Source organism: Oribacterium sp. C9 (genome assembly GCF_002007235.1).
Lineage (GTDB): Bacteria > Bacillota > Clostridia > Lachnospirales > Lachnospiraceae > Oribacterium.
In genome coordinates this window covers 1-13,893 of the sequence record NZ_MUHW01000007.1, presented here as the reverse complement: position 1 = coordinate 13,893, position 13,893 = coordinate 1, and the positions used below count along the sequence as shown (strand labels likewise).

Genomic DNA, 13,893 nt, shown 5'->3' with positions numbered 1-13,893 from the left:
TGACTGTATATGTTACTTATATTGATCATCATAAGGTCAACAGGGTTTTAACAGACCATCCGGTTTGAACAGAGTTGATACCTCAATATTACTTCATGATGCGTCTGTATTCAGTATTTGATGTATGACATCGTTAAGGGCTATGGCAGCCTTGGAATGATATCTTTCCGGAGACATGGCCGTGACCAGTTCGATGCTTGGGGCATCTTTTCCCAGTGAAAGAAACTCTGCATTTCGAAAGTAGTGTCTGGAGCTGTAGTAGGTGAAAGCCAGTCCCTGACCGCTTGCAGCAAGGGACGCGGCGAAGAGTGCGGAAAGGGTGTTGTTGTAAGCCAACGGTGTCATCTTGTTTTTCATAAAAAGCTTCCTGGCTTCACGACCAAGGATGGTGTCATAGTCACTAAGCAGAAATTCATAATTTTCTGTATCTTTTATGTTTACACATTTAGGAATCTGCGAAAAAGCATGTTTCGTATTATCTTTAGCCTTGTTCAAAACAGGATGGTTAGGACTTGCAACCAGGCATATTTCGTCTTTTAGCAAATTGAAGATGTGAAGCCTGCTTCCTTTTTCCGGACGCGCAAGAAGTGCGAGGTCAATGTCTCCGTTCATCAGATACTGTTCAAGGGCCATGGAATTCTTCTCAACTATCTGTACATGTATATTTGGATAGGTCATGTGAAATGCGTTCAGAACAGGAGGGAGCAGATATGAGCCACGGAATGAACTGATACCAAGGATGACATGCCCGGCATTAAGCTTTGATACATCCTGCATCTTATCCTGTACTCTGTGATATTCGGAAATGGTGTGGTATGCATATTCAAGTAGCAGCTGTCCGGATTCTGTTGGGCGTACCCCGTTTGAAGTTCGTACAAAAAGTCTGTAACCCAGATTACTCTCATAGTTTGTAAGGAACTGAGATAAACTTGACTGGGCCATATATAGGCGTTCTGCCGCTTTTGAAATACTTTTTTCTTCTGCAATTGCGATCAGATAATTCAATTCTTTAATTTCCATTTTTACCTCTATAATTCATCCATATATCATGAATATAGCTGTCATAATAATGTGTAATGCAGCGAAAAAATGATAAATAAGTAACAAAATAATAATCAGTATTGATTTTATCAAAACACATCGTTTTATCGATTGATATCGGAAAAACCGATACGACATATATCGATTTAATGCATTCTGCGATAGCTTCCGACCCATTATACTTTATTTCGAAGAGTTTTGAAAAGAGTAAAAAAATTGAAGGAGGGAAAATGAGCAGAGTTTCACTGAAGGGCATATGCGACATGCATGTACATACGAATCCTGATCTGAGACTACGGGCGTACAGTGACCTGGAGCTAGCGGATGCAGCCGTAAGAGTGGGAGCAAGAGCCATAGTTATCAAGTCTCATATGGGATTTACCGTAAATCGTGCTGAAATTGCCAATGAATACGTTCGGAAAGTTTATGGCGAAAACACAGGCTTTACTATGTATGGCGGAGTTGTAATGAACAAAGTCATAGGCGGAGTAAATCCTGAAGCTGTGGAAAAGGGACTTAAGCTTGGGGCAAAGGAGATCTGGCTTCCGACCCAGTCCGCAAGGAGACATCTTGAGAAAATGGGTCAGAACCCGCTTGATGGTATAGAACTTGTAAGAGACGGAAAGGTCATTCCGGAGTTAAAAGATGTATTTAATCTTATCAGAGACTATGATGTGGCGCTCGGTACAGCACATGTATCACCGGAGGAGGCATTTGTCATAGTTGAAGCTGCAAGAGATGCAGGTGTTAAGAAGATAGTCATCACACATCCTGAATGGTGGGTATGTGACTATTCCATAGAAGATCAGATAAGGCTGGTCAAGGATTATGATGTAATTCTGGAACGCTGTTATGCTCAGAACATGGGTAAGGGTAAGCCATATCATCTAAACCTTAAAGAGAATGCAGAGCTTATTAAGGAAGTGGGCTACGAGCATGTGATGGTAGATACAGATGGCGGTCAGACAGAGAATCCAGACTGGGAGACAGAGATGTATGAATATATGCATTATCTTCTGGAATATGGGATTCCTATAGAACACATATATCATATGACAAAGACCATTCCATATAGACTTCTCGGAATAACTGAAGGAAGTGAAGAATAATTAATTTCAGGAGATAAAAACATGTTAAGTGCATTTATTATACTCGCCATAGCGGTGGCGATTTTTCTCGGATACAGGACCAAGATCAATACCGGTCTTTTTTGTATAGTTTTTGCTTATATCATCGGATGCTTTGTTATGGGTATGAAGCCTAAAGAAGTTATTGCTTTCTGGCCAACGAATACCATGTTCGTTATTCTTTCAGTGTCACTTTTTTATAATGTTGCCGCAATCAACGGAACACTTGAAAAGATGTCTGGAGCCCTTCTCTATGCCTGTCGTAAATTTCCGGGACTTCTTCCCTTCGCACTTTTTGCGGTAGCAGTCATTCTTTCCGTAATGGGAGCTACCTATTTTACAGTTCTTGCTTTTCTTGCACCTATCACGCTGGTTATCTGTGATGAGTCAAAGATGGATAAGTTAACAGGCGCTGTAGCCATTAACTGCGGTGCTCTATGCGGAGGAAACTTTCCTACATCAAATCTTGGAGTTGTTTTCAGAGGTCTTGCGGATACAGCTTACGAAGCAAATCCTAACCTCGAAGCTGTTGAAAGTTTCGGAATGGAAATGCAGATCTTCCTTTTTTCAATGATGTTCTCACTCATTCTTGTAGCCATCTTCAGATTTGGCTTCAAGGAGAACAGAAACATCGGAAAGGGTGTTGTATTTAATAAGCCGGAAGCATTTTCAAAGGAGCAGAAGACCACATTGAATCTCATGATCCTTATGATGGTGGTCGTACTCATTTTTCCGCTTCTTAAGATGATTATGCCGGGTAATGCAGCGATCAAATACATTGCCGGTAAGGTAGACGTAGGTCTCGTAGCCATCATTTTCGCGGTTATAGCATTGTTACTGAAGCTTGCACCTCAGAAGGAGGCAATCGCCAGAATTCCATGGAACACTATCATTATGATAGCAGGTGCGGGAATGCTCATTGCAGTCGCTGTTGAGGCAGGAACTATAGATATGCTTAGTAATTGGGTTGGCTCAAATGTTCCAAAACCTCTCATCCCGATCGCCTTCTCAATCATCGCTGCAATCATGAGCTTCTTCAGCTCAACAACAGGTGTTGTAGCGCCGGCACTTTTTCCCCTTATTCCGGCGCTTGCAGCATCAACAGGTCTTTCCGCCCCTGTACTTTTTGCATGCACAGTACTGGGAGCCCAGTCCAGCGCTATCAGTCCGTTTTCTTCAGGAGGATCACTTATCCTTGGATCTACCCCTAAGGAAGAGGACAGAAATACGCTTTTCAACAGACTACTTATGGTAGCTGTTCCAATAAGTGTACTTTGCTGTGCACTGTACAATTTTATAGTTGCCATGGTACTTTGATTACATCTAAGTTCAAGTATACTTCAGAAATACAATTACAAAATTGTGGTATGATCATTCTTGATACAAAAATAAACAGGTGTTGATTTATTACCCTATGTGTGATATAGTGTTCAACATCGCAGAACTTCTTAATCTGCATCAAATACGGATTGTTCATCAACTAATCAAAAAAATCATTCAAAGATCACCATTATTGTTTTTGTAACTATTGTCTTGTCTGAAAGGAGGCATTTATTGAAGTATGCTTATTTGAAAATTGCGTTTGCTTATATCGGAGTAATCATAGGAGCCGGTCTATCCAGCGGTCAGGATTTACTGCAATATTTCCTTGGTTTCGGAAAACTTGGACTGATAGGTGTTTTCCTTTTAGGTATATTAAATGCTGTTTTTGGAAAGATTATGGTGACTTTGGGAAGTTATTATCGTGCGTATAATCATGAAATGGTTTTCTCAGAGATCACGCATCCGGTTTTATCCAAACTTCTGGATGTCGTTCTTAACATTGGAAGTTTTTGCATGGGCTTTGTTATGCTGGCGGGTGCCGGTTCAAATCTTAATCAGCAGTTTGGTATTGCTCCCTGGCTTGGTGCACTGATCTGCTCGGTCCTGATAGTTATCGTTGCCTTTTTTGATTTTGAAAAGATCACCGGTGTTCTTGGAATATTTACACCTATTATGATTGTCATGATCATGCTTATTACAGTATATTCATTTTTAACAGGATCGCATGACATGGAAGCACTTGATGCCTCGGCCAGGACCGTCAAACCTGTCATGGGCAATGTGTGGTTATCGGTAATAAATTACTACGCGCTCTGTGCCATGTCCGGTGTTTCTATGGCATTTATACTAGGCGGCTCTTTGGTACGTATTGATACTGCTGAAAAAGGGGGGCTCATAGGAGGAATTCTTATCGGTATTATCATCATGGCTGCTTCAGTATCTTTATTTTTAAACATAGATTATGTCAGGGATTCAGAAATGCCAATGCTTAAAATAGTAAGTGATATTCATCCTGCATTTTCACTTCTTTACGCGGTTACAGTATTCGCTCTGATATTTAATACAGCATTTTCACTTTTTTATTCTATTGCACGAAGATTCTCCGGAAGTAGTACCAAAAGAATGAGAATCATCATGATTTTTGTTGTCCTTATAGGGTATGCTTTCAGTTTTGGAGGATTCAGTCAGCTCATAGGAATTATGTATCCGGTTCTCGGGTACATGGGTACATTGCTGCTTATTGTCCTCGTTACTGCATGGTGCAGGGAAAGAAGAAACATAGTTTTTGAAAAGTTCTCAAGAAGAAAAATGATTCGTATCCTTCTTAAGATGCTGGACCCTGACAGGAATGTTACACGGAAGGAGAAGGAGATATTCAATAATCTATCAAATGTAAGTCCTGCGGAAACAGAATCTTTAAAGAAGGATCTGCATGAATTTGCAGTTCATGTATTCGAGAGTGCAGATGATTTGAAAACTTTCTCAAAGAAAGAGCTCACTGTCGATGATGATAAATTAAAACATCAGTATAAGCTAATATTATCATTCTTCCATCTTGAAGATACCAGAAAATTTCAATCCGCGGAGCAATAGAAAAAAGTCCCTGTACTATGTCTGGACATAGTACAGGGACTTTTATAAGTTATCATTTTGAGGGGGGGTAACAAGAGAAATTGAAGCATCCGTCAGTACGGTTGTTTTATGACATACAAAGATAAAAAAATCAGCTATTGATGTCATGTTGATCTTCAATTTCACCATACTTCTCTCGCATGGCAGCTATCATATCCTGATAATGTTTCTGTATGCCACGTTTCTCAGTTTCGGTTTCATAGTCGGAGACCTTCTTATGTTAAATATGATTTGGTGCATCATGGTTCCTTGTTATTTGTTTTGAACACGCCAAAGCATATAGGAAAAATGGGAAAGTGGATGTGTTGCCTGCGCAACACGATTTCTTTTTTTGACATAGTATCATCTGTCCTGTTGATCGAGAGAACACTTTATGAGACAAGGAGAGTAAATATGCTTTATTGCAAAGAGACATGTCCATGCCTGAATACAGAATGTGATCTTTATCAAAACTGTGATGCCTGTATAGAACGGCATCATTCGTCGGATCAGTTCCCCCTTACAGCCTGCGAGATATGTGAAAGAGAAGGCTGTGAGAGAGCAGATCCGAGAGAACAATAGAAAGAGTCTTATACTATTTCGAAAGGATATGTAGAATGGAGAATCAGATGTTTTGTTATCAGTGTCAGGAAACAGCCTGCGGAACAGGTTGCACTAAGGCGGGTGTATGCGGTAAGACCGCAGATGTTGCCGCTATGCAGGATCTACTTATTTATGTGACAAAGGGACTTTCTGCAGTAACTACAGAACTTCGTAAGGAAGGAAAAGAGGTCAGTGAAGATGTAAATCATCTTGTGAGCATTAACCTTTTCACAACTATAACTAATGCGAATTTCGACAAGACTGCGATAGTTTCTAAAATAAAAGAAACACTTAAGGTGAAGAATCAGCTTCTTGGTCAGCTTGAAAACAGGGAAGCTATTCCTGGAGCAGCTTTATGGAGTGGTGAGGAAGGCGAGTTTGAAACATTTGCAGCCTCCCATCGTATAGGTGTTCTCGCTACAGAAAACGAAGATATACGTTCTCTCCGCGAGCTCATCACTTACGGACTAAAGGGACTTGCTGCATATTCAAAGCATGCCAATGCTCTTCTCAAGGACAATGCTGAAATCGACTCATTTATGCAGGAAGCCCTCAGTAAGACTCTGGATGACAGCATGTCTGTTGACGATCTTGTGGCACTTACTCTGGAAACAGGTAAGTTTGGCGTAGATGGAATGGCTCTTCTTGATGCCGCCAATACAGGCGCATACGGTAACCCGGAGATCACTACTGTTGACATCGGAGTAAGAAGCAATCCGGGTATCCTTATCTCAGGACATGATTTAAAGGATTTGGAGCAGCTTCTGGAGCAGACCGCAGGAACAGGAGTTGATGTTTATACCCACTCTGAGATGCTTCCTGCACATTATTACCCGGCATTTAAAAAGTATCCTCATTTTGCCGGTAACTACGGAAATGCATGGTGGAAGCAGAAGGAAGAGTTTGAGTCCTTCAATGGTCCTGTTCTTATGACCACTAACTGTATCGTTCCTCCATCTGAAAGCTATAGGAACAGATTGTGGACTACAGGTGCTGCAGGTTTTCCGGGATGCCGCCACATAGATGGCAAGTATGGTGAGGTAAAGGATTTCTCTGCAATCATCGAACAGGCAAAGAACTGCGAGGCTCCGAAGGAAATCGAGACCGGAAGTATAGTAGGAGGTTTTGCCCATGAGCAGGTATTTGCCCTTGCAGATAAAATAGTTGATGCTGTAAAGTCCGGTGCCATAAAGAAGTTCGTTGTCATGGCAGGCTGTGACGGCAGAATGAAATCAAGAAACTACTATACAGAATTTGCATCACGACTCCCACAGGACGCAGTGATCCTTACAGCGGGATGTGCAAAGTACAAGTACAACAAGCTGAATCTTGGAGACATCGCAGGAATACCGAGAGTTCTTGATGCAGGACAGTGTAACGACTCATATTCTCTGGCACTTATCGCCCTGAAGCTGAAAGAGGTATTCGGTCTCGATGATATAAATGACCTTCCTATCGTTTATAACATTTCATGGTATGAGCAGAAGGCGGTTATAGTGCTCCTTGCACTTCTTTATCTTGGGGTTAAGAACATTCATCTTGGACCTACACTTCCTGCATTCCTGTCACCTAATGTAGCGAAGGTACTTGTTGAGAACTTCGGCATCGCCGGAATTGGAAGTGTTGACGATGATCTCAAGCTGTTTTTCGGGGATAATGCTTAAGTATGGTTCACGAAATAAAAAATATGATTTCGACAGTAGGTGATGAGATTATAGGCTGAAAATGAGTTATGGAAAGGAAAGATAATATTGAAATCATCTTTGCATCCGATATTAATTGACATATGTCATAATGCTTTGTAAAATGTTACTGACATATGTCAATTAAACAAAGGAGGTTCCAAATGCCAAGATCCCCAAAATATCGTAAGATATGCAGGTTTCCGGATTATTTCATCTTTTCTCCAGAAGATACTGACGTGGTAGACATTGAAAATATAAGCATGTCTCTGGATGAATATGAGACTATAAAGCTTCTTGATTATAAAGGAATGAATCAGGAAGAATGTGCCGGGAGCATGGGAGTTGCAAGAACAACAGTTACAGCCATATATGAGAGCGCCAGGAAAAAGCTGGCAACGGCTATAGTCGAAGGAAAAAGGCTAAGCATCGAAGGCGGACATGTTCAGATAGACAGAAATAAGAACCACTTTGGCATCGAAATGGATGAAAAGGGAGAAAAGATAATGAGAGTAGCAGTTACCTATGACAATGGAAACGTTTTTGAACACTTCGGAAGAACAGAAGAGTTCAAGGTCTATGACATCGAGGATGGAAAGGTCATCAGTTCTCAGGTAGTCGGAACAAACGGTGAGGGATGCGGAGCCCTTGCAGGTATACTCAATGTTGCACAGGTAGATGTACTTATCTGCGGCGGTATCGGCGGAGGAGCTCAGAGAGCACTTCAGGAAGCCGGAATCAGACTCTGCGCAGGTGTCAGCGGTAACACTGATGAAGCGGTAGAAGCTTTTATAAAGGGAACTCTTGAAGCAGGAAGTGAAGCAAACTGCAGCCATCATGAGCATGGTGAGGGACATTCCTGCGGTCACGGCGGATGCCACCACTGATATCATGAATAAGCTGACAGATCTTTTCCTGACTTTTGCAAAGATAGGACTGTTCACCTTCGGGGGCGGATATGCCATGATATCCGTTATGCAGGAGGAATGTGTTAACAGGAAAAAATGGGTGTCGGATGAAGAGCTTATGAATGTGACTGTTATGGCTGAATCCACACCCGGTCCTATCGCCATTAACTGTGCGACCTATGTCGGTTACAGGCAGAGCGGTATGATAGGAGCAGTTGTTTCAACACTTGGACTTATCATACCATCTTTTTGTATCATCTTATTACTATCGGCTTTTCTCAGTGATTTTTTAAAAATAAAAATCGTTGCCGATGCATTCAGGGGCATAAAGATCGCAGTAGGTATACTGATGGTTGATGCAGCGATCAAGATGCTCAGGAAAAAAACATTCAAACCACTACAGCGCATGTTAGTTGCAGGTTCCTTTTTGATAATGCTTACTTCAGGAATTACTGCGGTAAGAATCTCATCTATAGCAGTGATGCTCACAGGTGCCGTGGTGAACCTTATGGTATTTCTGATAAAAAACGGAGGTAAGGGAAAATGATTTACCTGGAACTCTTTTTGGGATTTCTTAAGGTTGGTTTTTTTGCCTTTGGCGGCGGATATGCTGTCATCCCTCTGATACGAGATGTGGTGATGTCACATGGATGGTTGGATGATGAGATGATTTCATACATGGTGGCACTAAGTGAAAGTACCCCGGGACCAATCATGGTAAATATGGCGACTTATGTCGGCGCTTCTCAGGCCGGCATAGCAGGTGCCATCTTGGCGGCATCAGCAGTGGTCCTTCCGTCGTTTTTTATCATACTTCTGCTTGCTGCTTTGTTCAAAAAAGTGGAAAATAACAGATATATAAAAGTCATACTGGGCGGACTTAAACCATGTATGATCGGGATAATACTTGCTACCGGTGTTATGTTTATCGGCAAAAACTGTCAGGAAGGAAATACAGTCGTTCAGTTGAACAGCCTGAATACAGCATTATCTGCCTTTCAGGTGAATCACCTGAATATGTTTTTAACCGTCTTTCTGGCGATCTGCTATTTCGGCTCAGCTAAGATAATTAAAAAAGGAATATCACCAATTCAGCTTATAGTGTTATCTGCGATATTCGGGATGGTAGTGTTTGCTTAATACATGAGATAAAACCGTAACGTAAGCATCGTGCTTGCAAAAAGGCATATACAATGGATAACGTGGATCAAGTAGGGTGCTTTACCCTACTTGATTTTTATATATCTTTCAAACTGATCTGAATAGATTTTTGATCCAAGCCGCCGAATACCTCCGTAGAGGTGGCGGGAAACTACTTCTTCTACGGCACTTAGGTCTGCTTTATCTATAACGTTCATGAGTTCTGCATGCTCATTTATTACGTCCGGAAGATTTTTGCCACCGAGCATATCGAGACGTATAAAACGTGAATAGCCGGGCTTTGGCTGGGTTAAAATATCCCATAATATACGCTTGCCCATACAGTCAAAATATACCTCATGGAATGCCAGATCCTTTGTGAGCAGAGTATTGGACTGCTCGGCTGTAAGGGTCGAAAGGTCCCCGGCGTTTTTTACGGCTTCTTCCATTGCATTTTTGCAGAACCTGAGCCGCTCGACTTGGGGTGGTGTCATGGTATTTATGAAATCTCTGAGCACTCTTGCTTCTACTGCAATTCTCATATAAATAAATTGATTTACTTCTTCAAGATCTATGGGGGTAACTCTGGTTCCAACATGAGGAATGATCTCTACAAAGCCTGTCTGTGAAAGTCTTTGAAGTGCGCTTCTTACGATAGTTCTGGATACATCAAATCTTGTACACAAGGTGTTTTCGCTAAGTATTTCGTTAGGCTTTATCTGTAATGTCACAAGTTCTCTTTCGAGAATATTATAAATTTCTTCTGAGCTATATTTTGTCATAGCGCTGATTTCCTTAAAAAAATGAACACAAAACAGTACAAAATTAATTTGCAGGCTAATGTCTTTTTTAGACGCAGGCATTTCTCTTCATAAGAAACAGGAGTATGTATACAAGTATATTGGATCTGCTTTATCCATCATAATTCATTATAGATATAATTCTATAGTCATTAGTGCACAAATAAGAATTTAAAATACTGTGCATATATGTCATATTGACAAGAAAAAGCTTGCGATCTAGAATTGAATCATAAGAGCTTGTATACAAGCTGGTTCGTGTTTTATACAAATGGAAGGGGAGAAAAAGAAATGAAAAAAAGATTTTTAGCAGCATTACTTACAGCAACCATGTCTGTTGTCATGATTACAGGATGTGGTTCAGGAACTAAAACAGAATCAACAACTGCAGCTCCGGCAGCTTCAGCAGCAGAAACAACAGCAGCCAAGGAGTCCGGTGATAAGGCTTCAGCAGATCTTGGTGATTTTGAAATGATAGTAGGACATGCTCAGCCGGAGGGAAATCCAAGATATGTTTCTATGGAAAAGTTTGCTGCTGATGTTGCAGAAAAGACCGGTGGACATGTGAAGGTAACAGTATATGGCAACGGTCAGTTGGGAACAGAAAAGGAGATGCTTGAGCAGGTGGTTCAGGGAACCGTTCAGGGTATGCGTGGAGGTCAGTTTGATTTCTCACCCAGACTTCTTATGTTTACGGCACCTTTCCTTACACATACAAGAGCAGAGGTGACAGCATTGCTACAGTCAGATCTTGCAAAGAGCGTTTGTGCAGAGGCGGAGGAATCCACAGGAACAGTTATCATCAATCTTTGTGATGCGGGCGGTTACCGTCAGTTCTCAAACAACAATCATCCTATCAAGACTCCAGATGACTTAAAGGGACTTAAGATGCGTACAAACGGTATGAAGACCATAGATCTTACATTTCAGCAGATGGGTGCTTCAACAGTTTCAGTTCCATACGCAGACCTTTATATGGGATTAAAGACAGGTGTAGCTGACGGACAGGAGAACCCATGGGTCAATGTTCTCGGTATGAAGTTCTATGAGGTACAGAAGTATTTCACAGAGGTTAATTATCAGTTCCACCCGGATCCATTTTATGTAAACGCTGCATGGTGGAACACTCTTCCTGAGGAGTACCGTACTGTTATAAGTGAGTGCGCTACTGAAATGGGTGAGTATAACGATAAGCTTATTGACGAGAATTCCGAGGCTGCAAAGCAGCAGATCATAGATTCAGGTGCAGAAGTATATGTTCCGACTGCTGAAGAGCTTGAGGCATTCAAAAACGCAGTTGAGCCTGTATATGACAAGATGATCAGTGAGGGCATCTGCACACAGGAAGAGATGGCAAAGATGAAGGATATCGTAGCCAACGCAAAGTAACAATTAAACATCCATACAATTCATTGAAATAGCGCACTATTTATGTGCGCTATTTATGTGAGGAGATCGCGGTGAAAAAAATACGGAAAATAGGACAATGTTTATTTACGATATATTTTGACATAGGAGTTTTGGCGCTTGCGTTTCTTGCTGTGCTGGTATGTTTTGCTGTTATTATGAGATATTTCTTTTCCATAAGCTGGAAAGAACTGTCTGAATTCAATGTTACTCTTTTTGCATTTACAACCTTCTGGGGAATGGGGATAAATGTTATAAAGGGTGAGCACGTAATGATAGACATTCTCTACAACGTGCTTAAGCCGGGGGTGAAACGAGTACTTAATGTTATAAATCTCATAATCATGTTCGTTGTAGACATGGTTTTTGTAGTTCAGGGCTTCAAGTATGTCGGTATGGCAGGAAAACAGATCAGTATGGGTATGGAGATTCCGATGAAATATATGTATGGAATCATGCCTGTCAGCGGAGTGATCTGTGCAGTATGCATCATAGTAAAGCTGATAGAAGTATTTCTGCCTGATGAGACAGATGACAAGTAAGGGGGAACTAAACTATGGCAATGTTGATATTACTTTTATTGTTGATTTTCTTCGCCATAATAGGCGTTCCACTGGCATTTGCCATCGGGGCTGCCTGTGTGACTTATATAGAAACATTTTCACCGAATTTTCTCAGCATGATTCCTCAGAGAATCTGGAACGGTGCTTTTTCCGAATTAATGATTGCGATGCCGCTTTTCATGCTGGCAGGAGAGCTTATGAATGTAGGCGGCATGACAGAACGCCTTATGCGCTTCTGTACCGTACTCATTCATCCCATAAACGGAGGACTCGGAGAAGTCAATGTTGTTGCATCCATGATTTTTGGCGGAATTTCAGGTTCTTCGGTCGCAGATACATCTGCACTTGGATCCATTGAGATTCCGGCAATGGAAGATGCAGGATATCCAAGTGGTACAGCTACAGGTATCACTGTTGCATCTTCAACTATGGGCATGATCATACCGCCTTCAACACCCATGATCGTTTACTCCATGATCTCAGGAGGGTCAGTAGGAGCTTTATTCATGGCAGGAGCGATTCCGGGAGTACTTATAGGTATTACACAGCTGATACTGGTGTATGTTTTTTCGGAAAAGAATCATTGGCATCCAAAAAGGACAAAGTTGTCAGGAAAAGAAGTTAAAGAAGCGGTGTTAGGCGGATTGCCTGCACTGATTTTACCGCTCTTTATAATAATATGTGTATCAGGCGGAGTATGCACGGCCTCTGAAAGTGCCGGAGTAGCTGTTCTATATTCGCTTTTGGTAGGATTTTTCATTTACCATGAATTAAGCTGGAAACAGGTTTGGGAAGCACTAAAAAAGAGCTTTATTTCAAGCTCATCGATCATGCTTATCATAGGATTTACAACCATCTTTACATGGGTTCTGACAATGCAGGGAGTGCCGCAGATAGTTGCAGCATTTTTCCAGGATCTGAACTGGCCCAGATATGGAATTGCACTTATCTTTGTAATAATGATACTTATGATTGGAACATTTATAGATGTATCTCCGGCGATCCTGCTTCTTACGCCGATACTTCTTCCGGTCATGCATGCATATGGTTTTTCCACACTTCAGTTCGGAGCGATGATGATAACAGGTCTCGCTATAGGACTGGTAACTCCGCCGGTAGGTATGTGTCTCAACGCCTGCAATAAGATAAACGGTATGCCTGTCATAGAGATATTTAAACATGCGGTTCCTTACATAGCCTGTAACGTATTTGTACTCATAGCTATTTCGGTTTATGAGCCCCTTACTACATGGCTTCCTCTCATGATGGGATATAGTTTGAATTGATTCTAAAAAAGCTTGATGCACAAGCTGCGAAGGTTAAGGAGCTTCTCGATCATGGCCTTGGAGAGAAAGAAATCACAGAACAATTACAAATCGGGAGAGCTACATTCTATAGGATGAAGAAGAGGCTGAAAGACATATAAAATAAGCTATTATGTTCAAAATGTTGATACACCTACATTACGCCGTTCCAAAATGTTGATTTAAAGCATATTATTCCTTTTCAAAATGTTGATTGGTGTGTATAATTTTTATATCCTAATATTTCCGGGGTATAAATCATGTTAAGAAGAAAGATTTTCAAACAGCTTGAATTTTGGGCAGAACACAAAGATAAAAAATGCCTTGTACTTCAGGGTGCTCGTCAGACAGGTAAAACATATGCTATAGAACGATTTGCCGAAT

Annotated in this window: 14 protein-coding genes; 12 read left to right on the top strand and 2 right to left on the bottom strand. The window is 41.2% G+C overall.

Annotated features, from left to right (window positions below):
• Window positions 1–93: 93 nt before the first annotated feature.
• The gene (locus BXO88_RS05890) at window positions 94–1,020 is read right to left on the bottom strand and encodes a LysR family transcriptional regulator (RefSeq protein WP_078036823.1); all 927 of its coding nucleotides are present in this window, start codon (window positions 1,018–1,020) and stop codon (window positions 94–96) included.
• Between the two features lie 251 nt (window positions 1,021–1,271).
• Between BXO88_RS05890 and BXO88_RS05885 the strand changes: the two genes are divergently transcribed.
• The 8 genes from BXO88_RS05885 to BXO88_RS05855 all read left to right on the top strand — a co-directional run bounded on the left by BXO88_RS05885 (window position 1,272) and on the right by BXO88_RS05855 (window position 9,435).
• On the top strand, window positions 1,272–2,150 hold the full coding sequence (locus BXO88_RS05885; RefSeq protein WP_078036822.1) for a DUF6282 family protein: 879 nt from the start codon (window positions 1,272–1,274) through the stop codon (window positions 2,148–2,150).
• Between the two features lie 21 nt (window positions 2,151–2,171).
• On the top strand, window positions 2,172–3,485 hold the full coding sequence (locus BXO88_RS05880; protein ID WP_078036821.1) for an SLC13 family permease: 1,314 nt from the start codon (window positions 2,172–2,174) through the stop codon (window positions 3,483–3,485).
• Between the two features lie 237 nt (window positions 3,486–3,722).
• Window positions 3,723–5,084 carry a YkvI family membrane protein gene (locus BXO88_RS05875; RefSeq protein ID WP_206099968.1) on the top strand — a complete coding sequence of 454 codons (1,362 nt, stop codon included), beginning with the start codon at window positions 3,723–3,725 and terminating at the stop codon, window positions 5,082–5,084.
• A gap of 432 nt (window positions 5,085–5,516) precedes the next feature.
• The gene (locus BXO88_RS16475; RefSeq protein ID WP_168171630.1) at window positions 5,517–5,684 is read left to right on the top strand and encodes a hypothetical protein; all 168 of its coding nucleotides are present in this window, start codon (window positions 5,517–5,519) and stop codon (window positions 5,682–5,684) included.
• A 35-nt stretch (window positions 5,685–5,719) separates the two neighbouring features.
• Complete coding sequence (gene hcp, locus BXO88_RS05870) at window positions 5,720–7,369, top strand: hydroxylamine reductase (protein ID WP_078036819.1); 1,650 nt, start codon at window positions 5,720–5,722, stop codon at window positions 7,367–7,369.
• A 182-nt stretch (window positions 7,370–7,551) separates the two neighbouring features.
• The gene (locus tag BXO88_RS05865; protein ID WP_078036818.1) at window positions 7,552–8,274 is read left to right on the top strand and encodes a DUF134 domain-containing protein; all 723 of its coding nucleotides are present in this window, start codon (window positions 7,552–7,554) and stop codon (window positions 8,272–8,274) included.
• Window positions 8,204–8,842, top strand: a complete 639-nt coding sequence (locus BXO88_RS05860) for a chromate transporter (protein WP_242945165.1) — start codon at window positions 8,204–8,206, stop codon at window positions 8,840–8,842. Before BXO88_RS05865 ends, BXO88_RS05860 begins: the two co-directional genes overlap by 71 nt.
• Window positions 8,839–9,435 (top strand): chromate transporter, encoded by a 597-nt coding sequence (locus tag BXO88_RS05855; RefSeq protein ID WP_078036817.1) that lies wholly within the window; start codon window positions 8,839–8,841, stop codon window positions 9,433–9,435. The genes BXO88_RS05860 and BXO88_RS05855 overlap by 4 nt, the downstream gene beginning before the upstream one ends.
• A gap of 86 nt (window positions 9,436–9,521) precedes the next feature.
• On the opposite strand, the gene BXO88_RS05850 is transcribed toward BXO88_RS05855, so the two are convergent.
• Entirely contained in the window at window positions 9,522–10,217 is a 696-nt protein-coding gene (locus tag BXO88_RS05850) for a GntR family transcriptional regulator (protein WP_078036816.1), read from the bottom strand.
• Window positions 10,218–10,526: 309 nt separating this feature from the next.
• Between BXO88_RS05850 and BXO88_RS05845 the strand changes: the two genes are divergently transcribed.
• From BXO88_RS05845 to BXO88_RS05830, 4 genes are all read left to right on the top strand, one after another.
• Window positions 10,527–11,624: a TRAP transporter substrate-binding protein gene (locus BXO88_RS05845; protein WP_078036815.1), complete on the top strand. Its 1,098-nt coding sequence runs from the start codon at window positions 10,527–10,529 to the stop codon at window positions 11,622–11,624.
• Window positions 11,625–11,695: 71 nt separating this feature from the next.
• Window positions 11,696–12,184 (top strand): TRAP transporter small permease, encoded by a 489-nt coding sequence (locus BXO88_RS05840; protein ID WP_242945164.1) that lies wholly within the window; start codon window positions 11,696–11,698, stop codon window positions 12,182–12,184.
• A 14-nt stretch (window positions 12,185–12,198) separates the two neighbouring features.
• The gene (locus BXO88_RS05835) at window positions 12,199–13,491 is read left to right on the top strand and encodes a TRAP transporter large permease (protein ID WP_078036813.1); all 1,293 of its coding nucleotides are present in this window, start codon (window positions 12,199–12,201) and stop codon (window positions 13,489–13,491) included.
• The gene (locus BXO88_RS05830) at window positions 13,488–13,631 is read left to right on the top strand and encodes a helix-turn-helix domain-containing protein (protein ID WP_078036812.1); all 144 of its coding nucleotides are present in this window, start codon (window positions 13,488–13,490) and stop codon (window positions 13,629–13,631) included. Before BXO88_RS05835 ends, BXO88_RS05830 begins: the two co-directional genes overlap by 4 nt.
• The last annotated feature ends 262 nt before the right edge of the window (window positions 13,632–13,893 follow it).

Excerpts from the sequence above, each read along its gene's own strand:
- BXO88_RS05890 (WP_078036823.1), bottom strand. The coding sequence starts at position 1,020 with ATGGAAATTAAAGAATTGAATTATCTGATCGCAATTGCAGAAGAAAAA.
- BXO88_RS05885 (WP_078036822.1), top strand. The coding sequence starts at position 1,272 with ATGAGCAGAGTTTCACTGAAGGGCATATGCGACATGCATGTACATACG.
- BXO88_RS05880 (WP_078036821.1), top strand. The coding sequence starts at position 2,172 with ATGTTAAGTGCATTTATTATACTCGCCATAGCGGTGGCGATTTTTCTC.
- BXO88_RS16475 (WP_168171630.1), top strand. The coding sequence starts at position 5,517 with ATGCTTTATTGCAAAGAGACATGTCCATGCCTGAATACAGAATGTGAT.
- hcp (WP_078036819.1), top strand. The coding sequence starts at position 5,720 with ATGGAGAATCAGATGTTTTGTTATCAGTGTCAGGAAACAGCCTGCGGA.
- BXO88_RS05865 (WP_078036818.1), top strand. The coding sequence starts at position 7,552 with ATGCCAAGATCCCCAAAATATCGTAAGATATGCAGGTTTCCGGATTAT.
- BXO88_RS05855 (WP_078036817.1), top strand. The coding sequence starts at position 8,839 with ATGATTTACCTGGAACTCTTTTTGGGATTTCTTAAGGTTGGTTTTTTT.
- BXO88_RS05850 (WP_078036816.1), bottom strand. The coding sequence starts at position 10,217 with ATGACAAAATATAGCTCAGAAGAAATTTATAATATTCTCGAAAGAGAA.
- BXO88_RS05845 (WP_078036815.1), top strand. The coding sequence starts at position 10,527 with ATGAAAAAAAGATTTTTAGCAGCATTACTTACAGCAACCATGTCTGTT.
- BXO88_RS05835 (WP_078036813.1), top strand. The coding sequence starts at position 12,199 with ATGGCAATGTTGATATTACTTTTATTGTTGATTTTCTTCGCCATAATA.